The organism is Alkalibacillus salilacus (genome assembly GCF_030812915.1).
GTDB lineage: Bacteria > Bacillota > Bacilli > Bacillales > Alkalibacillaceae > Alkalibacillus > Alkalibacillus salilacus.
The window spans coordinates 1-19,676 of record NZ_JAUSTQ010000022.1 but is presented as its reverse complement, the minus strand read 5'-3'; the positions used below and the strand labels follow the sequence as shown (position 1 = coordinate 19,676).

Sequence of the window (19,676 nt, the reverse complement as noted above, 5' to 3'; positions counted from 1 at the left end):
CTCTCCTCCTGGTAATCGTTTTTGTGGTTGAAAACATTGTACCATGTGGAGAGGAAAATGACCCTTTTTACACAATTATATGGACTCTATCAAATCTTGTAAAGATCATGTAAAGTTTCAACAAACCGTATTGAATCAATCAATACCCCCATTATATAATGTCGATATCGAATTTCGATATCATCATAAAAGGAGGGTTGCTATGGAAGACAAGGTCTTACGTAAATTGTTTCTCGGATTTATTCACATTCACATTTTGCACCATGCAGCAGAGCATCCAATCTATGGGGCCTGGATGGTTGAGGAGTTAAAAGAACACGGATATGACATTAGTTCTGGCACGCTCTATCCTATTTTACACTCGATGGAAGCAGACGGCCTGCTTGCTAAAGAAGAACGCAATGTCGAGGGGAAAATCCGCAAATATTATACAACTACAGAAAAAGGGGCTTACATTTTACAAGAAGCACGTGAGAAAGCCTACGAACTATTTAAAGAAATCACATAAAGGGAGGCGTTTATATGCAAGAACAGAGGAGTAGAATTAGAACGTGGCTCGAAATCCTATTAATCTCTACAAAACTTGGGTTAACTTCATTCGGAGGACCCGTTGCACATTTAGCCTATTTTAAAGACGAATACATCGACCGACGCAAATGGCTCGATGATAAAATGTATGCCGATATTATTGCACTCTGTCAGTTTCTACCGGGACCAGCTAGTTCACAAGTAGGGATTTCGATCGGGATGCTCCGAGGCGGTATCATCGGTGGCTTAATTTCATGGTTTGGTTTTACGGTACCATCTGTGATTGTCTTAATCGTATTTGCGCTTATGTACCAAACATTCAGCTTAGATGATGCAGGGTTTATCGCAAGCTTGAAAATTGTCGCCGCGGCTGTGGTGTTACACGCACTTATCGGACTTGGTCAAAAATTAACGCCTGATAAATCAAGGTTAGCGATTGCGATTGTCGCCGCAGCGATTATGCTTCTGTATCCATCAGCTTGGATGCAAATTCTTGTCATTTTAGCGGCTGCACTGATTGGCTTTGCCTTTTTCAAAGACAAGGCGGAATCCAAAGTTCAACCATTTTCGTTTAATATTTCGAAAAAATTAGGGATCGCGTCTCTCGGTACACTCGTGACGATTTTAATCGTGACGCCTTTATTAAACCGAGTAATTGATAATCCGTTCTTGAACATATTCGATATCTTCTTCCGTGTTGGTTCACTTGTTTTCGGTGGCGGGCACGTTGTCTTGCCAATGCTTGAGCGAGAAGTTGTTCCACAAGGTTTACTCTCAGCGAATGAATTTTTAGCTGGTTATGGTATGGCGCAAGCTGTTCCAGGCCCACTGTTCACTTTCTCCAGTTATCTTGGAACAATCATGGAAGGCGTCACAGGGGCAGTAGTCGCAACCATTGCGATGTTTTTACCATCATTTCTATTATTACTTGCTGCGCTGCCGTTTTTAAACACATTACGTCAACGCTCATCATTTCAAGGCGTACTCATGGGCGTCAACGCAAGTGTAGTTGGAATCTTATTAGCTGCGTTTTATGATCCTGTTGTCAGCAGTTCAATCATGAACGCGCCCGACTTCGCGTTAGCCGTCATTTTATTCGCGCTTTTAAACATTTGGAAAGTACCAGCTTGGATGATTGTACTACTAGGTGTTGTCGGTGGATATATTATACAGTTTATAAGCTAAACACGTCCGTTATGGGCGTGTTTTTTAATTAAAATATTTAATTGAAAATTGCGAATTTTTACAAAGTGTGTAAGCGTTTACGTTCACGCGACAAGCGAGGAGTTGTCGACAATGAATTATTATTCAGTTATTAGACTTGTAATAATAATCTGAAAACGATATGGACACCCGTGAAATCGAGTGATATAGTCATCTTTAAAACATCAGGAGGGATTCATATTGGAACAACTTTTAAATCAACCACTTATTGCAACAACACTCGTTTTTGCACTCATTGCTTTCGGTGAGTGGCTGTCCATTAAAACACGAGCGCGAGTACCTATGCTATTAACAGCTATGGTCGGCTATTTAATACTCGTCTGGACAGGTATTTTTCCAGAAGACATCTTGGATCGATCACAGTTTGCTGCACTCGGAAATATTTTAATTGCAGTGGCAATTGTACATATGGGCACGTTGATGCCGTTATCAGTCTTAAAAGTTCAATATAAAGCTGTCTTTATTGGGCTTGCTGGAATTTTAATCGCAGGTGTGATTGTGATCAGTGTCGTTACTTTATTGTTTGATTATCAAACAGCGGTTGCAGGAGTAGGACCGCTTAGTGGAGGCGTCGTTGCACTTATTATTACTTCTGAAAAATTAACCGAAATTGGTTTATCCGCAATAGTCGTTATTCCTGCACTTGTTGTGGCTTTCCAAGGGTTACTTGGTATGCCACTAGCACTTAATTTCATGCGCCGTTATGCAACTATTATCAAAGAAAAAATTGACGCAGGGACTTTTGTTCCAGTGAAAAAAGAAGGCGACAGTGTGACTGGTCAGGAATCATCAGCTGTAGGAAAATCTCAAGTCATACGACTATTCAGCGTCTTCGTTGGTGGTGCGATCGCGATTGCATTAAGCGAACTGACTCCGATTCATTACAGTTTATGGTCACTAGCTATTGGAATCACAGGTTTGAAGGTTGGTTTCTATCAACATGAGTCATTACGTCATGCGAACTCTTTTACAATGACGATGATTGCTATTATCTTCGTCGTCATCGGAACTATGGCAGACGTGACACCAATGCAAGTCGTAGAAAATCTCCCTGCTATTTTAACTATTTTACTTGTCGGTACAGCGAGCATTGCCTTTGGAGGTTGGTTAGCATCGAAACTAGTTGGTTGGCATCCATTTAAAGGAATGCCAGTGGCACTTACAGCATTATTTGGGTTTCCGGGCGATTATATCGTTTGCGAGGAAGTAAGTCGAAGTACAGCACGTAACAAAGAAGAAGAGAAAATGATATTTGATGAGTTGCTTTCGCCGATGTTAATTGGTGGCTTTACAACAGTCACGATGGCATCTGTCGTTATTGCAGGTATTCTCATTCAAACACTTTAAGGAGGAAAAATTATGACTAAAACAATCATTGAAAATGGACTGGTTATTGACGGACACGGAGGTGCTCCACGTAAAGGGGAAGTTGTTGTCGTTGATGGAAATAAAATTGACTATGTGGGTCCAAAATCTAACTATCAAGCTATAGGTGATGAAGTAGTTGTTGACGCAGAAGGAGGAGCTATCCTACCTGGATTTATTGATACACACGTTCACATGATGATGGAATACTCACCATTATCTGAGCGACTGACAACGCCGTTTTCGTACCGATATTTCCAAGTTCAAGAATATATGAAAGAAACACTGAACGCTGGTGTGACAACAGTGCGTGATGCACTTGGTACAGACTTAGGTGTTAAAAAAGCTGTCCAAAATGGGTTAGTGGCTGGACCGCGAATGCAACTAAGTATTAATGCTTTAACGATTACAGGTGGTCACGGTGATGGAACACAATTAAATGGTGATGTACTTGATATCCAGCCATCAGATTTTCGCGGCATGCCAGATGGGCGCTGTGACGGCGTTGCTGAAGTGAGAAAAAAGGCAAGAGAAATGCTACGCGCTGGAGCTGAAGTGTTGAAAGTTCATGCGACAGGCGGTGTGTTAAGTCCGACAGATCATCCGACATTCACCCAATTCTCACCAGAAGAATTAGAAGCGATTGTTCAAGAAGGTCAATATCGTAATGGTGTAAAAGTGATGGCTCACGCACAGGGCTCTGAAGGGATTAAAAATGCTGTGCGTGCAGGGATTCACTCGATTGAACACGGTATATTTGTCGACGATGAGGCAGCTGATTTAATGGTCGAAAATGGCACCTATTTAGTACCAACATTACTAGCTCCTGTATCCGTATTAGAAACAGCAGATGAGAAAGGTATGCCACAATCCGCGGTTGATAAGACGAAGGAAGTGATCGAATCTCATCGTAAAAGCGTTAAGCTTGCCTATGATAAAGGTGTCAAAATCGCAATGGGAACCGATGCAGGCGTGATGAAACACGGTACTAATTTGCGTGAATTAGCTTTAATGAATGAAGCTGGTGTTGATGCGATGGATACGATCGTCATGACCACGAAAAATGCCGCTGAATGTCTTGGTTGGGGCGATCAAGTGGGAACGCTAGAAGTTGGTAAACTTGCTGATGTTGTGGTTACGAAGGGCAATCCAGTTGAAGAATTGGACCAACTCCAGAACCACGATTATATTCGCTATGTTATGAAAGACGGTCAAGTCGAGAAGGATGCACGTTAAGTTTTTCTTAAAATAGAAGCAGGATTGTTAGTAAGACGACGAGTTTTTCACAATCCTGCTAACGAATATTTTTTAACTCTAGTCAGTCGTTTCTTTACGGCTGGCTTTTTGTTGTGTGAAATAGAAACTGATGATCACAACCGCTAGTAAACCAGCAATACAGAGTGAACTGTAAGCAATGACAGGATACTCTAATCGATTAATCGTGATTCCTATTAGTGCCCAAATCATAACGATCGGAAACCAAATATCGCCTGTTCGACCTAAACCGATGATCGCAGAAATAGCTGCGAGCCATATGAAAAATAGTGTTCCAATAACTGGAGGAACCCATGTGAACCAATCATTCACGTTGATCACAATGGCAATACTAATTAAAGTAGCGACCGTAACCCAAGCTAAGTAAATTGATATTGGGAATCGCCAAGCTTCTCTTACATTAGTGTTGGAAATTCTACGGTAACTTACTAATAAACTGAACCATAATGCGATAATTGCAAGTAAAGCTAAGCCAAACCATTCATAATGAAAGAAAACGAGCCACGCCATGTTGAAGATATGACTAACAATTAAACTATAGCCAAGTGATTGTGTGACGCGATCACCATTTTGACTGATAAACAGCATAATTACCCAGACAATTAATGCACCATAAATTAATCCCCATATGCCAAATGTATAGTCAGCAGGTATTAATAACACATTTAATCGATCAGAGATTTCTCCAGTAGTTTGTCCATTTAATGGTAGAAGATTTGCGAATAAATTAAATCCGAGCATAAGTAATAGCATCATCAGGTTAAGTAATTTCAGCCCCATGCGACCACCCTTTCACCCTAGTATAGTATAAGTTATGATAAATAGGACGAGGTTATGTTTTGAAAACAGAGGGAATACCTGTTATAATTATTTTAAATTCAAGATAAATTGAAATGGAGGCATTAATCCTATGGAAGGTTTACGTGGCATGCACCATGTTACAGCGATTACAAGCAGTGCAGAAGAAAATTATAAGTTTTTCACATACACATTAGGCATGCGATTAGTCAAAAAGACAGTCAATCAAGATGATATTCAGACGTATCATTTGTTTTTTGCTGATGATAAAGGAAGTCCAGGTACGGATATGACGTTCTTCGATTTCCCAGGTGTTCCAAAAGGGCGTCACGGAACGGATGAGATTTTCTTAACTTCATTCCGAGTGCCAAGTGACGAAGCGCTTGATTACTGGGTGAAACGGTTTGATCGCTTAGGTGTTGAGCATGATGGGATCCAAACACAATTCAGTAAGCAAGTACTGCCATTTGTAGACTTCGATGACCAACAATATCAGCTTATTTCCGATGAGCATAATGAAGGTGTCGCATCAGGTACACCATGGCAAGATGGACCCATTCCGTTAGAATACGCGATTACAGGACTTGGGCCGTTACATGTTCGCGTGTCGGAAATTGAACGGATTAAGCTTGTCCTAGAGCGTGTTTACGGATTCACAGAAATTGCTCAAGCAGATGACTTTTATTTATTCGAAGCGGGTGAAGGTGGTAATGGCGCGCAAGTGATTATTGAGCATAATAATGAGTTGCCACAAGCACGCCAAGGTTATGGAACCGTCCACCATGCAGCCTTTCGTGTCCCTGACGAAGATGCTCTTAAGCAGTGGCTCGATGTCTATAACCAAGTCGGCCTGCCGAACTCAGGGCTTGTCGACCGTTTCTATTTCCAGTCACTTTATGCTCGTGTTGCACCTCAAATCTTATTTGAATTAGCAACGGATGGTCCTGGATTTATGGGCGATGAACCATATGAAACACTTGGTGAAGAACTCGCTTTACCACCATTTTATGAAGATAAGCGTGAAGAAATTGAAGCACAAGTTCGTCATATAGATACAGTTCGTAGTACGATTAATTTCGAAAAAGAATATGAATAAGTAGCTATTCATCCCTTCAAGCATCTGTTTGAAGGGACTTTTTTTATTGTGAACTAGATTACAGAGAAGTTATAACAAACCAGACATTATAAATATACAGATCACCCCCAACAAGTGATTTGTAAGTCAATCGAATACTTTTTGATATGCCTGCTAAATTCCCCTAACACTGTTACATATGTAACAGAGCAGGTTCTTTTTTCGTTTATAAGTAAAAATCCTATTACTTATAGACACTGTAGCTCGATTATAAAATGGGGCAACATTTTAAGAATCAGTAGACTGATGTTGTTTCAATTGTAATTTACTAGCATAAGTAAAGTTAGGGGAGGTGAAAATGTGAAGATCCGTGATTTGCGTGGACAAACAATGGGTGGAAATACCAAGCGTGAAGCAGTCAATCATATTGTGCGACATCATAGTGCGACAACTTCCGGTAATGTTAATACATTCGAGCGCTATTGGCGTTCGAAAGGCTGGGAAACTGGTGGCTATCATGAAATTATTTTGAGGGATGGTACTGTTCAAAGGTGCTATGACTGGAATGTAATCGCAAATGGTGTTAAAGGGCATAATAGCGATTCCTATCATATTTGTCTAGTAGGCCGAGGATCATTTAATGATGAGCAGGAGCGTATATTTGCTGAGCGAGTAAACACATTGATGGATCAATTTGAACTTGAGGTAAGTGATATTGTCGGCCATCGTGAATTAGCAGGCGGTGGCACACAGTGTCCGGGTATCGATATGGATGCTGTGCGTTCTAGTTTGAGTAATGAGAAGGGAACTAGGTTATTACGTTTAGGTGACGAAGGAGATGAGGTAAAGCAGTTGCAGGAGACATTAATAAACAGAGGTTATGATTTGTCTCAATATGGAGCTGACGGGATATTTGGAAGAGAGACAGAAGAAGCTGTTAAATCATTACAACGGGATGGAAATATTACAGTAGATGGCATCGTTGGACCAGACACACGTGGTATATTAAACAGTAAACGTACACTTCCTAATGGGATTTACCAAAGAGGGAGTCAAGGCAGTGAAGTAAACCGAATCCAATCAACATTAGATGAATTAGGATTTTCGCCAGGTCCTATTGATGGAATTTATGGACCGAAAACAGAAGAAGCGATCATACAATTTCAGAATGAGTTTGTTCCGAATGAAGTCGATGGAATCTATGGTCCTAATACAAGAGCAGCCATGTTAAGCGCGTTAACTTAAGTTAACGCGCTTTTTTTAATGAAGTTGCTTTCACAACGAGAATGATGCTAGTTAATAGACCAATAGTGGCTGTTGCAGCTAGAACGGTGTGGATGGATAATCCAAAGCCGACAAACAGCGAGACAAAAGCAAACGCGATAGGGGCAAATCCTTCAGAAGCAACGGTAGCAATACTCATCACACGCCCTTGTTTATCAAAAGTCGTATATTCTTGAATAACACTTAAAGATTGTAAATAAACTATCATTGCCGCAAAACCAACGATCGCAGCTAAAATCATGAGAGCTGGTAAAATCGTCATTTGACTAAAGATTAAAAAGCCGACCATCGTCATGATTAGGGTTAATAAAATCATTCGACCACGCCGACTGCTTGCTGCTAACCGGTAAACAATGATACTGCCAGAGAAAGTTCCCACTGATAAACCAACTTCAAGCATACTTAGTTGAAAGGCTGAACCCTCGATCGAATCAATAATTAATGGAAAGCTGATAATAATAGGTCCAATCACAAATAAGTTAACAGCACTAATCGTCATAATCCCCGATGAAATAATCGGTGAATCTTTTATGTAGCGCAAGCCTAGAATAAAATCGTTTTTAACTTCACGTAATTCAGTTTGACCAGTAGGTTTTGCGTCTTGGATAAAGCCAGGGTAGACGAAGATAACTGATAAAGCGACGAAACAAGCTGCAACTGACACAGTCACACCAAATGTAGAAATCGTGAGAAGGGCACCTGCAATGACAGGTCCAAACATAAACATGAGTTCAATTGAACCATGAAAGAGTGAGTTAGCACGTTGAATATTGTGATGACCTACCAAATTAGGAATTAAAGCTGTCACAGCAGGGTAGAAAAAGGCATCTAAAAATCCGAATAAAAAAGTGATCACAAACAAACCGATGATTCCGAGTTGATCAAGACTAATGAAGACAGCCATCGCACTAATTAATACGGTTTGTAATAAGTTTGTGATAAACATAATTTGTGATTTCTTTACACGATCAGCAATGACCCCGCCTAAAATCATCATTATAACACGTGGTATAGTGATCATCATAAGGACAACGCCAACAAGCGCTGGACGTTCTAAAATATCAATGACAAACCACGACGTTGTTAAGAACAACATCGCAAAGCCAAGCATCGCAAAAATTCCAGCGGTCCAGACGAGTAAAAATGGTTTATTGTTCCGTAGTTGGTCTTGGGCTTCTGTCATGGTGAATTGTCCTTTCGTTTATGTATTTCAGGCTATCATAACATAGATAAAGGGTTATTGACTTTTAGGATGACTTTCATCCTGTTAAACTATAACAAGATATAAGATGCAAAGGAGATTAATATGACTCATTATCTCGTGGTCGGCGCTGGTATTTTAGGTTCTTCAGTTGCTTACCATTTAGCTAAAGCAAATCAAAAAGTCACGATTATTGACTATCCGAATAATGGTGAAGCGACTCGTGCAGCAGCAGGAATCATTAGTCCATGGTTATCACAAAAGCAAAATGATACGTTATATCAATTATTAAAGCATGGCGCAGCCTATTATCATGAACTTACTGCTGAACTGAATTTACTCGGTATTCAAGACACGAGTTATAGACAAGTTGGATCACTTCATTTACATAAAAGTGAAGATAAATTGGCGAAGATGGTGGATGACACGATTGAAAGGAAGAAAGAAGCTCCAGAAATAGGGGAGGTTCTTCAATTATCTGATGAAGCTGTAGCAGAATCAACGCCTGTCATGACTAAGAATATGGGAGCTGTTAAAATCACTGGTGGCGGACGTGTCAATGGAGCTATTTTTCGTGATGCCCTATTAAAAGGGGCTGAGTTTCATGGAGCACATTTAATCAAAGGAGAAGCAAGCCTTAACAATGATGGGCATACATTGACCGTTAATGGTGAAAGAATAGAAGCCGATCAACTGATTATTACGAACGGCGCATGGGCATCATCTTTCTTAAATAAGTCTGAAGATCATTTAGATATTAAGTCGACAAAAACACAAATCGTGCAGCTCCAACTACTCGAATACCAAACGGAAGATTGGCCAGTCGTGATGCTTCCGAATAACAAGTATATCGTTGGTTTTAAAAACGGTATCGTTTCAGTCGGAGCTGAGCATCGTGATAATCACGATTTTAAACCGACAGTTGATGCAGAGAGTATTCAAGAGATTTTAAAAGCTGCGTTCAAATTTGCACCTGGTTTGAAAGAAGCACATTTTATTGATGCTAAAGTCGGCTTTAGACCACAAACCAATCAAAATAGGCCTGTTTATGGCTTTTTACCTCACAACCCATCGATTTACGTGGCAAATGGACTCGGAGCATCAGGTATGACAAGTGGGCCGTTTATTGGAGCAGAAATCACACGTCATTTATTAGGACATCCGACTGTGTTAGCCCAAGAGAATTTTGATCCCAGTGAACATGGATGACACAATAAGTTGTAGGGTGGGGTTGTTGTATAGAATGACAAGTTAGTATTCATATCCTAATTTTTTCATGCCCCACGTAAGGCTGACTTTCACATGGTAGAAAATAAGTGCTGCTATTATGCCTAAAACTGCGAATGCTCTTGCATCAAAAATAAAACCTTGATCTAACATTAAAAGCAATATAAAAGGGTTCGTGATCAAACCGCCCAATGCATAGAGTAATAGATTTCCCCAGTAATTAGACCGATTAAGTCTCGACATGATCCAATCGGCTAAATATGAGTAAGGAATTCCGGCAAAGAATAGGGAACCAAAAGCATATAATCCGACAACAAATGCCTCCATCCAAAAGGGATTAACCCAATCGGTTAACCATAAGGTCGTCCCAATTGAAAAAATAACGGCTGATAAAATCGCTGTGAGAAAGCGCGTGAAAAAGTCCATTTTTAATTCCTCCAAGATTATGATATTCATAGCATCAAGCAAAAATAATTAAATTTTGACTAATGGTAGTTTGTTAAGTGATGCGTTAAAAACTAAAGTTATGATTAATTTTAAACAAATGGGGCAAAGATGATGAAGCATACAGTACTATTAGGCATTTTAATTGGATTTACAGTTGTTTTTCTTCTCCAAGGTATACTCACACACGAGTTTGATTGGTCATGGTGGATCGGTATGCTTATTGGTGGATTGATTGGTTATATTGTAGCATACAATTTGTGGAATAAAGTGAAACAGTCCAAATAATTGTATTGGGATGCGATCGAAATAAATATCCATTCCAAGCATATGTCAGTTTCTTTTCTTTATTATTAAAATCTAAACATTAAACCACAGCTTGTTCTCGGTTGATAGGATTATGGTCAACTTAAGAAGGAGCTGTTTTTTTGTGTCAAGCTTTCAAAATTGCCAGAAAAAATTTGTGCAAAATGGTTGCTATTTTTACCTTTTCAGCATTATAATATACTAAGAATTTGCCCTAGGTAAAAAAATGTGCATGTATACAAAATAAATGAATGAGCGCCAAAGGAGGCAAGTGATATGAATAGTTCAGTAGATATTAACCATTTATCAGTGGCTTATCACGGTGAATGGGCATTAAAAGATATATCGTTCCAAGCGCCTAAGCAAGAAATTATCGGGATTATCGGGCCAAACGGTGCAGGAAAATCGACGTTAATGAAAGCCATTATGGGAATGGTGACCGTGAATCAGGGGACCATTCGCGTGTTTGATCAACCTATTAATGAAGTACGTTCAGATATTGCATATGTGCCGCAACGTAATATGATTGATTTTGATTTTCCTATATTAGTAGAAGATGTGGTGATCATGGGACGTTATCCACATATGAAATGGTGGCAACGTCCTGGCAAACAAGATCGTGAAAAAGCGATTGAAAGCTTGCGTCAAGTAGGAATGGAGTCATATCGCAAAAGACAAATCGGTGAATTGTCCGGTGGCCAACAACAGCGGGTGTTCATCGCGCGAGCTTTAGCACAAGAAGCTGACTTACTATTCCTAGATGAACCATTCTCAGGTATTGATTTAACATCTGAACAGATTATTATCGATTTATTGCGTCAAATTCGTGATCAAGGTAAAACTTTATTTATTGTTCATCATGATTTAAGTAAAGTAGAAGAGTATTTTGATCGTTTGATGCTACTGAATCAACGGTTAGTTGGATTTGGTCAACTTCAGGATGTGTTTTTACCTCAATTGATTAGCGAAGCCTATGAAGGGCAAGTTGCCACTATTAAAGGAAATAATAGTGATGATATGGTGGTGGTTAAATAATGGAAAACATACAATTTTTCATTTCAGGAGTAGCGAACTATCCGTTTTTACAAAATGCACTTATGGCAGGAATTCTAGTCGGAATTGTTTGTGGGATTGTCGGTTGTTTTATTATCTTACGTGGAATGGCACTGATGGGAGACGCCATTTCGCACGCAGTGTTACCTGGTGTTGTGATTGCCTATATGGTCGGTATCAGTTTTTTCATTGGCGCGGTTATAACAGGTGTTTTAACAGCACTTGGAATAGGTTATATATCGCAAAATAGTAAAATCAAAGATGATTCAGCGATTGGTATTTTATTGTCAGGTATGTTTGCGATAGGGGTTATTTTAATTACCGCTATTGGAAGTATGGAAGTGGACATTTGGCATATTTTATTTGGTAATGTTCTTGCTGTATCTATCGGTGATTTGTGGATGACTTTTGGAATCACGATTGCGGTTATTGCGTTCGTCTTTTTGTTTTACAAACAGCTAATAGTTAGTACATTTGATCCTACGATGGCGAAAGCAATTGGTGTACCAACCAAACTAATTCATTACATGCTCATGTTTGTCTTATCACTTGTGACTGTGGCTTCTCTCAACACAGTAGGTATTATTTTAGTTGTTGCTATGTTAATCACACCTGGTTCAACAGCTTATTTATTAACTGATCGATTACCTGTTATGTTGGTGTTATCAGCCACATTCGGTGTTATTTCTGCTGTTACAGGTGTTTTCTATTCGTATATTTATGATGTAGCAACAGGAGCATCTATGGTTATAGTGGCAACCATTATGTTTATGTTTGCCTTCTTCTTCTCACCAAAACAAGGGCTTGTTGTGCGTTGGTTTCGTGACCGTTCAGCACAACATGCATCATAATGGTGATCGTTATGGTAAAGAGAAAATATATAATAGGTTTCATGACCTTGTTAATGGTAGTGTTTACAGCTTGCTCGCCATCAGATGAAGAAGAAACTAGTGATGAGGATAAAGTTCATATTACAGTAAGCTTTTCTATTTTGGCAGATATAGTGGAGAATGTTGCAGGAGATAAAGCAGAAGTTGATCATATTGTTCCAAATGGAGGAGATCCTCATGAATATGAGCCAGTACCAAGCGATTTACGAAGTGTCAGTGAATCGGATGTCTTTTTTGTTAATGGATTAAATTTAGAACAATGGATTTCATCTCTTGTTGAGAATGTTTCTGATACACCCATTGTTGAATTAACTGAAGAGGTAGAGCCGATTGAGGTCTCTGAAGGCGTGCATGATCCCCATGCTTGGTTGGATCCAGATAATGTTAAATTATATGTCGACAAGGCTGTCGAGCACTTAAGTGAAATAGACCCAGTTAACGCCAATATCTATGAAGAAAATGCAGCTAAGTATAAGGAAAGATTAGATACTTTGGATGAAACTATTCGTGATAAAACCGAATCTGTTCCTAAAGATCAACGTTCCATTGTATTAAGTGAAAATGCTTTTGTATATTTTGGTGATGCTTATGGTTACGAAACAACAGGTATTTGGGAGTTGAACTCGCACTCAGAAGGGACACCTCGTCAAGTTGCTGATTTAGTTGATCGATTACAGACCACCTCAGCACCTTATGTGTTCTTAGAATCTACTGCTAATCCAGTGCATATGGAGTCAGTATCACATGATTCAGGTGTACCGATTTATGACCAAGGTTTGTATACAGATGGCTTACCAATCGATAGCTCAGTTGACACTTACTACGAAATGATGGAAGTTAACGCTCGTGCGATCACGAATGCTTTAAGTGAATAATATGACTGGAAACCACTTTAAACGATGAGGTTTAAAGTGGTTTTTCTATATGATTAAACAACTAAAATTTTCCCATTTGAAAATAAAACTTGTTACAATAGAAGTTAATTCGGAATTTAAAAGAGGAGTTAAAGTTATGGTTTATCGTATACTTTCTATTTTTTCACTTTCATTTGGGTTAGTTTGGGGAAGCTTAACTATTGTAGATGCTTATTCAGATCCGCTTAATGTTTTAACGGATGTTAATGATACAGGCTGGCAATTTGGTGCTGAAATTAATGAAAACCTATTAATGGAACGTAATCAAGATCAAGCGGATTTTGAAACAGCCTTAGCCAGTAAAATGAATTTGGACTTAAATCAGTCTGACGTAACAGGTTCAATGGCGATTACATTAACAGAATTAAGGCATATGGAGGATACGAAAGCGATAGAAGGAGATGGAGAAGCAGCCTTTGAATTTGGTGATTATACCTTCACGATTCCTTTTGAAGAACAAGAAATTTATCAAATTGAACATAATGGTTCGTCTATTCGAGCGTTGAGTTTAGATGAAGAATACGAAACTGCTAATGGAGAACCAGATATGATTAATATCAATGCCTATTGGAAGCCTAGTACGGATGACGTGTATGTAGTTGGTAGCGTAGGATTTGTAACGAATTTAGCTGAAATTGTGTTCGGCCAAAAATTCATCACACCAGAAGAGTTCAATCAATCTCAGCTCGTCGAAATTGAAGACAACAATAACTAGGCGATATTTTACTATATAATACATTCATTTAATGAAGTCTTATTCAGAAGAAATGTAAGGAGATTAAATATGTTTGAACGATTAAAACCAACAAGTCGATATGGAAGGATTGGACTTTATACATTTATTATTGGAGCAATTTTATTCGTCGTGATTGAAAGTATTTTCACTTTATGGCTCAATCAATACCAAGTGGTTAGTTTGATTTTTTGGTTCATAGGAATGATTGGCGCTGTGGTATATATTACAGATTTAGTTAAACATCGAGAAGGGAAGGATGAGTAGTTGAAACAATGGGTTTCTTTGATTAGTCTAAGTATCATACTTGTGGCTTGCCAGAGCAATGAGGAACCAAATAACGAAGCACAAGTCGAACAATTAACGGAACAAATCCAAGATCAAAATGAACAAATAGAAAAGCTTCAGCAAGAACTAGAAGAAAAAACGAGAGAATTACAACAGGAACGTCAAGACGAAACAGTACAGGATAACTTTAGCGAAAGTAATGATGAAACAAATAGTTCTTCCGATCAAATAGCTAGAACGGAGAATTTCCAGCTTCAAACACCACAAGAAGGAGAAAGCATTAGCGACACGTTTTCTATTCAAGGTATGATCCGTTACGAAGCTGTTGGGTCGGTGAGAGTAGAACTAATAGATGCTGATGGAAATACGATAGAAGAAACACAGATTGAGGAAGATTGGTTTACACAAACGCCAAGTGAACGAGAATGGACTGGGATTGAACTCAATCTCACGATCACTTCAACCATGGCGTCAGGTGAAGGTGAAGTTATTGTGCATGATGATCTGGCAGAAGAAGAGGCTTCAGTGCCTATTAAGCTTAAATAATTGTAAAAAATTGAATAGAGTGTAGGAAATCTATTTTTATTTTTGTCGAATATTGGTATAATAATGACTAATAATTAGTAGTTTTTAATCGTTTCGTCCTATCATTATTGATTTTACCAATTTTTAAGTTTACTAAATTGTGCACGGTTAACCTCTTAATAATGAATGTAGATTATAACTGAACTATGCTTCATAAAGATTGATTAAGTTAGTGCCGTGGAAATTGAGGTGACAAGATTGCTTAATTTATCACTAGAACAAGATCATCTCCAACATGCTATTAAACAAGGGCAATTTAGGCTTGTCTATCAGCCGAAATTAAGTTTGAATACAGGTCACGTCGTAGGCGTTGAAGCTTTAATTCGTTGGAATCACCCGGAATATGGATGGATTTCACCAGCTGAATTTATTCCTTTAGCGGAACAGAATGGTACTATAACTGAGATAACCAAATGGGTTCTATATGAGGCGTGTCGGCAGAATAAAGCCTGGCATGATCAAGGTTTTCCGAAAACTGTTATGTCCGTTAATATTTCACCGCTTGACTTTGAATCAACAGAATTATACCAATTGATTCTTGATACGCTAAATCAGACCGGATTAGATCCGAGTTTGTTAGAAATTGAAATCACTGAAAATGTAATGCTGAATCATATCGACCAGACGATTGAAACTTTAAAAGAAATAAAACGTACTGGAATCCGTATCGCGGTCGATGATTTTGGTAAAGGCAATTCTACGATTAGATATATTCGTGATCTTCCGATTACAACGGTTAAGATTGACCGGTCATTTATGCAAGATATACCTTATAACCAAAAAGAATCAACTGTTGTTAAAAATATGATTGAGTTATCTCATAATTTAGACTTAGAAGTAGTAGCCGAGGGGGTAGAAACGGAAGAAGTTGTGACATTTTTATCTTTGCATTCCTGTGATGTGGCTCAAGGATTTTTGTTTAGTAAACCGATGTTATTCGATGACTATCAAGCATTGATCAAACAAACAGAATCCTACTCTAAAGAACTCATTTATCGTTTAGAAAAACATATTAATATTAAATCCGCACAAATGAATGATCATCGTTTTAAATCATTGTTCGAACAGAATCCTGACCTTGTTTGTTCCTTCAGCCTAGAGGGATATGTCATTAGTGTGAATCCAACAATCCAACATATGCTTGGTCTTAAGCAAGAAGATGTTGTCGATTCACATTTAGCTGACTTTATTTGTGATTCAGATCAATTTAAGGCTCTTAGACATTTTAGAGAAGTACTGAACGGTGAAACGCCAGAAGCAGTTGAGCTAGAATTAATACATAGTGATGGTCATTATGTTCCGACGAATGCGGTTTGTTTTCCAATGTTACTAGGTGAGCGAATCGTAGGAATATATAGTGTGATCAAAGATATGTCAAGGCAGAAAGAGTTAGAACAAAAGTTGATTGAAAGTGAAAAGAAGTATCGACTTATTACAGAAAACATGTCGGATTTAGTTGTGGTGGTGAATCGAGGGGGAAGTATCGATTACGCATCACCTTCTAATGAAGATGCTTTTCAAGTTAAACAAGAAGTTATCTTACAACAGAACATTATGTCATTTATCGACCCAAAAGATGTCGGGCATGCTTTTGGTGTCTTTGATCGTATATTCGATAAACATGAAGCGCAATCAACGGAACTTCGTCTGAATACGAAAAGTGGTAAGGTTGTTTGGATTGAAGCGCATGGGAATCCCGTTATCAGTGAAGATGGAACCGTTGAACAAATTGTGGTTGTTTCCCGAGATATTACGAAAAAGAAACAAATGGAAGCTGAATTAAAAGCAGCTCAAGATGATTTGAAGAATACCCTTGAACGCCAATTGGGCATGACTTTTAAATATATTAAGACACAAAGTGGGTATGTTCACACCTTATGTGAAGGTGAATTAATGCGTAAGTTCGGCTACGAGTCAGAAGAAGTGGTTGGTTATACATTATATGATTTTTTACCTTTTGAGAAGGCGCAGATGATTAATTATTATTATGAGTTAGCATGGCTTGGAGAGGATGTTCATTTTGAGTCAGAATTAAATGGCATTTCTTTTATCATGCAATTGAAGCCTGTTATGTACAATGATAAAGTTTTAGAAGTGATCGGATCATGTGCGGAATTAACAAGACAATAATGAGACAAAGCTGACGTTAAGTTTTTCGTCAGCTTTTTTATGTCGAGCCCCCTGAGAAGAACAAGTCAAAAACACATGATTTTACGGTTATGTTTGTTTTAGATTATGATTGAAACAATGTACCATAAAGGAGGAGCATCGATGCAAGTTTATATTAATGACATGCTTATAAATGTTGATCAATATGAATTGACGGAGCATAAAGACAAGCAACTAATCAAACTGGATTTCCAAGTCACACATGAAGACTATCATGATATAACTGTTTTATTTTATGAAAATGATTTTCGAGTTAAGATTCCTAGTGAGCGAATCGATCAACACGTTACTATTCATCGCTATTACACATCATTTACAAATTTATATGTAGAAGGTAATGTAGGTGATTTCCACGTTGAGTTAATTGAAACGTAAAACAATCCCCGCTTGTAAATTACAAGCGGGGATTGTTAGTTAGAATGGATTTGTTGCCCATTGAAGTGATTGTTTAATAAACATGCGTTGATTGAGTTTAAGTTGAGCTACCATGTATTCAGCTAAGTCTTCAGGTTGAATGAACTTTTTAGGATCATTTTTCTCATCCAGTTGTTCTCCAAACGGTAGTTCTGTTGCGACTAAGCTTGGGTTCATGGTAAACACTCGAATATTATAAGGTCTCACTTCCTGCATAAGTGATTCTGACATGCCCTGAACAGCAAATTTAGAAGCACTATAAGCTGAAGTACCAGCTGTTCCTTTTAATCCGCTACTTGATGAAATATTTATAATGTCGCCACGTTCTTGTTCCATCATGTATGGTAAGACTGAACGTGTTACATGATACATACCAAAGACATTGACATCGAATAAGCGTCGCCAGTCTTCTGGTGATGTTTCTAAAAAGTTACCACTTATCGCAATGCCTGCATTATTAATGAGGATATCAGCTGTACCTAGTCTAGAGACAAGATTTTTGATGGTTTGTTCAACAGCTTCTAAGTCAGAAACATCAACAATACCAATCTCTGCGTTTACGCCATATTGTTCAATTTCTTTGGCCACCTCATTAAGTTTGCTTTCTTGTCGCGCAATTAAACCAACATGGACACCTTCTTGTGCCAAAGCAATGGCTGTAGCGCGTCCAATTCCTTGGCTAGCGCCTGTAATGTAAGCGACTTTACCTTCCAATTTCTGACTCATATTCTCACTCCTTTAACGACTATAGCTATAGTTTAACCCCAATAAGCAAGGGAAAGCAAAAAATAGCCATGCCTAAAGCTTCAATATTACTAATATTAACTCTATTAGGACAATTATATTTCCTCTTTTAATCTTCAATTTTCTCGTATATAATGACGTTTGTCTAAAGGCTATAATTGTCTAAATATTATTAAATTACTACACAAAGGAAGGTTATACATCATGGAACAAAAACGTCGTGGTATTTTCCAAAAGTTTTTGGATGGCATTGAACGTGTCGGTAATAAACTACCCCATCCGATTACGTTATTTGCAATCTTAGCTGTTCTAGTTGTTGTTATTTCAGCGATTGTGTCATCGCTTGGAATTTCAGTAGAACACCCTGGTGACGGCAGTGAAGTTACCGTCAATAATTTATTAGATAAAGAGGGAATACGCTATTTATTCGGTAGTATGGTCGAGAACTTTATCGGTTTCGCGCCTCTAGGCGTTGTACTAGCAACTATGCTAGGAATTGGTATCGCTGAACGTTCAGGCTTAATCAGTGCTGCCTTACGCGGTTTTGTTATGTCTGTCCCTAATTTCTTAATTACTGGCGGTTTAGTATTTGCTGGTATTATGTCTAGTGTGGCTTCTGATGCTGGTTATGTTGTTCTACCACCATTAGGTGCTCTTATTTTCGCAGCGCTAGGTCGTCATCCGCTAGCAGGTCTAGCGGCAGCCTTCGCAGGTGTATCTGCTGGTTTCAGTGCTAACTTGTTCTTATCAGCTACTGATGCGATGCTTGGTGAGATTACGATTGAAGCGGCTTCTATTGTCAATCCAGAGTATGCAGACACAATGAATATTGCAATGAACTATTATTTCATTGTTGTGTCAGTATTACTACTCACATTAGTTGGTTGGTTTGTTACTGAAAAAATTGTTGAACTTCGCCTTGGGGAATATAAGGGCGATTATCGTGAAGAGTTAACTAACTTACAGAAGATTGAAGTGAAAGGACTTATCTGGGCTGGAATCTCCCTACTTGTAGCTTCAATTGGCTTTGCGCTATTGGTATTGTTACCAGATGCTCCGTTACGTGAGTCAAGTCCATAATTATGTGTAAAATACATGGCAATGAAATTCAACTCTTGTCATTGATTATTTATGTGTTATCGCGATGAGGTGGGGATGG

19 protein-coding genes and 2 pseudogenes are annotated in these 19,676 nt (G+C 38.5%); 17 read left to right on the top strand and 4 right to left on the bottom strand.

Features of this window, described 5'->3' with window-relative positions:
* Nucleotides 1–202 precede the first annotated feature (202 nt).
* From J2S77_RS14280 to J2S77_RS14265, 4 genes are all read left to right on the top strand, one after another.
* On the top strand, nt 203–508 hold the full coding sequence (locus J2S77_RS14280) for a PadR family transcriptional regulator (RefSeq protein WP_306978475.1): 306 nt from the start codon (nt 203–205) through the stop codon (nt 506–508).
* A gap of 14 nt (nt 509–522) precedes the next feature.
* Nucleotides 523–1,713 carry a chromate efflux transporter gene (gene chrA, locus J2S77_RS14275; protein ID WP_306978474.1) on the top strand — a complete coding sequence of 397 codons (1,191 nt, stop codon included), beginning with the start codon at nt 523–525 and terminating at the stop codon, nt 1,711–1,713.
* Nucleotides 1,714–1,932: 219 nt separating this feature from the next.
* Entirely contained in the window at nt 1,933–3,099 is a 1,167-nt protein-coding gene (locus J2S77_RS14270; protein ID WP_306978471.1) for a hypothetical protein, read from the top strand.
* Nucleotides 3,100–3,111: 12 nt separating this feature from the next.
* A complete protein-coding gene (locus J2S77_RS14265; protein ID WP_306978469.1) occupies nt 3,112–4,353 on the top strand; it encodes a metal-dependent hydrolase family protein in 1,242 nt (413 codons plus the stop codon).
* Nucleotides 4,354–4,431: 78 nt separating this feature from the next.
* Here J2S77_RS14265 and J2S77_RS14260 read toward each other — a convergent pair whose 3' ends face one another.
* On the bottom strand, nt 4,432–5,172 hold the full coding sequence (locus J2S77_RS14260) for a TspO/MBR family protein (protein ID WP_306978467.1): 741 nt from the start codon (nt 5,170–5,172) through the stop codon (nt 4,432–4,434).
* Between the two features lie 130 nt (nt 5,173–5,302).
* Between J2S77_RS14260 and J2S77_RS14255 the strand changes: the two genes are divergently transcribed.
* Both J2S77_RS14255 and J2S77_RS14250 read left to right on the top strand, forming a co-directional pair.
* Entirely contained in the window at nt 5,303–6,286 is a 984-nt protein-coding gene (locus J2S77_RS14255) for a ring-cleaving dioxygenase (protein ID WP_306978465.1), read from the top strand.
* Between the two features lie 339 nt (nt 6,287–6,625).
* The gene (locus tag J2S77_RS14250; RefSeq protein ID WP_306978463.1) at nt 6,626–7,510 is read left to right on the top strand and encodes a peptidoglycan recognition protein family protein; all 885 of its coding nucleotides are present in this window, start codon (nt 6,626–6,628) and stop codon (nt 7,508–7,510) included.
* A gap of 1 nt (nt 7,511) precedes the next feature.
* Here J2S77_RS14250 and J2S77_RS14245 read toward each other — a convergent pair.
* A pseudogene (locus J2S77_RS14245) lies at nt 7,512–8,735 on the bottom strand (MFS transporter); the annotation flags it as partial.
* Between the two features lie 120 nt (nt 8,736–8,855).
* Here J2S77_RS14245 and J2S77_RS14240 point away from each other — a divergent pair.
* Nucleotides 8,856–9,959 (top strand): NAD(P)/FAD-dependent oxidoreductase, encoded by a 1,104-nt coding sequence (locus J2S77_RS14240; RefSeq protein WP_306978459.1) that lies wholly within the window; start codon nt 8,856–8,858, stop codon nt 9,957–9,959.
* Between the two features lie 42 nt (nt 9,960–10,001).
* Here J2S77_RS14240 and J2S77_RS14235 read toward each other — a convergent pair whose 3' ends face one another.
* Entirely contained in the window at nt 10,002–10,403 is a 402-nt protein-coding gene (locus J2S77_RS14235) for a hypothetical protein (RefSeq protein ID WP_306978457.1), read from the bottom strand.
* A gap of 132 nt (nt 10,404–10,535) precedes the next feature.
* Between J2S77_RS14235 and J2S77_RS14230 the strand changes: the two genes are divergently transcribed.
* From J2S77_RS14230 to J2S77_RS14190, 9 genes are all read left to right on the top strand, one after another.
* Entirely contained in the window at nt 10,536–10,709 is a 174-nt protein-coding gene (locus tag J2S77_RS14230; protein ID WP_306978455.1) for a hypothetical protein, read from the top strand.
* A gap of 294 nt (nt 10,710–11,003) precedes the next feature.
* Nucleotides 11,004–11,762 carry a metal ABC transporter ATP-binding protein gene (locus tag J2S77_RS14225; protein WP_306978453.1) on the top strand — a complete coding sequence of 253 codons (759 nt, stop codon included), beginning with the start codon at nt 11,004–11,006 and terminating at the stop codon, nt 11,760–11,762.
* Complete coding sequence (locus J2S77_RS14220; RefSeq protein ID WP_306978452.1) at nt 11,762–12,631, top strand: metal ABC transporter permease; 870 nt, start codon at nt 11,762–11,764, stop codon at nt 12,629–12,631. Before J2S77_RS14225 ends, J2S77_RS14220 begins: the two co-directional genes overlap by 1 nt.
* Nucleotides 12,632–12,642: 11 nt before the next feature.
* Nucleotides 12,643–13,545: a metal ABC transporter solute-binding protein, Zn/Mn family gene (locus tag J2S77_RS14215; RefSeq protein WP_306978450.1), complete on the top strand. Its 903-nt coding sequence runs from the start codon at nt 12,643–12,645 to the stop codon at nt 13,543–13,545.
* 136 nt (nt 13,546–13,681) lie between these two features.
* A complete protein-coding gene (locus tag J2S77_RS14210; protein ID WP_306978448.1) occupies nt 13,682–14,299 on the top strand; it encodes a hypothetical protein in 618 nt (205 codons plus the stop codon).
* Nucleotides 14,300–14,368: 69 nt separating this feature from the next.
* Nucleotides 14,369–14,584, top strand: coding sequence for a hypothetical protein (locus J2S77_RS14205; protein WP_306978447.1), 216 nt, complete (start codon nt 14,369–14,371; stop codon nt 14,582–14,584).
* Nucleotides 14,585–15,151 carry a hypothetical protein gene (locus J2S77_RS14200; protein ID WP_306978445.1) on the top strand — a complete coding sequence of 189 codons (567 nt, stop codon included), beginning with the start codon at nt 14,585–14,587 and terminating at the stop codon, nt 15,149–15,151. It begins immediately after the preceding gene.
* 237 nt (nt 15,152–15,388) lie between these two features.
* Nucleotides 15,389–17,320: a sensor domain-containing phosphodiesterase gene (locus J2S77_RS14195; protein WP_306978444.1), complete on the top strand. Its 1,932-nt coding sequence runs from the start codon at nt 15,389–15,391 to the stop codon at nt 17,318–17,320.
* A 141-nt stretch (nt 17,321–17,461) separates the two neighbouring features.
* Nucleotides 17,462–17,734 (top strand): DUF3219 family protein, encoded by a 273-nt coding sequence (locus J2S77_RS14190; protein WP_306978440.1) that lies wholly within the window; start codon nt 17,462–17,464, stop codon nt 17,732–17,734.
* 39 nt (nt 17,735–17,773) lie between these two features.
* On the opposite strand, the gene J2S77_RS14185 is transcribed toward J2S77_RS14190, so the two are convergent.
* A complete protein-coding gene (locus tag J2S77_RS14185) occupies nt 17,774–18,499 on the bottom strand; it encodes a 3-ketoacyl-ACP reductase (protein WP_306978438.1) in 726 nt (241 codons plus the stop codon).
* A gap of 222 nt (nt 18,500–18,721) precedes the next feature.
* On the opposite strand from J2S77_RS14185, the pseudogene J2S77_RS14180 reads away from it, so the two are divergent.
* Nucleotides 18,722–19,582: pseudogene (locus tag J2S77_RS14180) on the top strand (AbgT family transporter); the annotation flags it as partial.
* Between the last annotated feature and the right edge of the window lie 94 nt (nt 19,583–19,676).

Excerpts from the sequence above, each read along its gene's own strand:
- J2S77_RS14255 (WP_306978465.1), top strand. The coding sequence starts at position 5,303 with ATGGAAGGTTTACGTGGCATGCACCATGTTACAGCGATTACAAGCAGT.
- J2S77_RS14265 (WP_306978469.1), top strand. The coding sequence starts at position 3,112 with ATGACTAAAACAATCATTGAAAATGGACTGGTTATTGACGGACACGGA.
- J2S77_RS14205 (WP_306978447.1), top strand. The coding sequence starts at position 14,369 with ATGTTTGAACGATTAAAACCAACAAGTCGATATGGAAGGATTGGACTT.
- J2S77_RS14210 (WP_306978448.1), top strand. The coding sequence starts at position 13,682 with ATGGTTTATCGTATACTTTCTATTTTTTCACTTTCATTTGGGTTAGTT.
- J2S77_RS14225 (WP_306978453.1), top strand. The coding sequence starts at position 11,004 with ATGAATAGTTCAGTAGATATTAACCATTTATCAGTGGCTTATCACGGT.
- J2S77_RS14280 (WP_306978475.1), top strand. The coding sequence starts at position 203 with ATGGAAGACAAGGTCTTACGTAAATTGTTTCTCGGATTTATTCACATT.
- chrA (WP_306978474.1), top strand. The coding sequence starts at position 523 with ATGCAAGAACAGAGGAGTAGAATTAGAACGTGGCTCGAAATCCTATTA.
- J2S77_RS14185 (WP_306978438.1), bottom strand. The coding sequence starts at position 18,499 with ATGAGTCAGAAATTGGAAGGTAAAGTCGCTTACATTACAGGCGCTAGC.
- J2S77_RS14230 (WP_306978455.1), top strand. The coding sequence starts at position 10,536 with ATGAAGCATACAGTACTATTAGGCATTTTAATTGGATTTACAGTTGTT.
- J2S77_RS14260 (WP_306978467.1), bottom strand. The coding sequence starts at position 5,172 with ATGGGGCTGAAATTACTTAACCTGATGATGCTATTACTTATGCTCGGA.
- J2S77_RS14220 (WP_306978452.1), top strand. The coding sequence starts at position 11,762 with ATGGAAAACATACAATTTTTCATTTCAGGAGTAGCGAACTATCCGTTT.
- J2S77_RS14235 (WP_306978457.1), bottom strand. The coding sequence starts at position 10,403 with ATGGACTTTTTCACGCGCTTTCTCACAGCGATTTTATCAGCCGTTATT.
- J2S77_RS14215 (WP_306978450.1), top strand. The coding sequence starts at position 12,643 with ATGGTAAAGAGAAAATATATAATAGGTTTCATGACCTTGTTAATGGTA.
- J2S77_RS14190 (WP_306978440.1), top strand. The coding sequence starts at position 17,462 with ATGCAAGTTTATATTAATGACATGCTTATAAATGTTGATCAATATGAA.
- J2S77_RS14240 (WP_306978459.1), top strand. The coding sequence starts at position 8,856 with ATGACTCATTATCTCGTGGTCGGCGCTGGTATTTTAGGTTCTTCAGTT.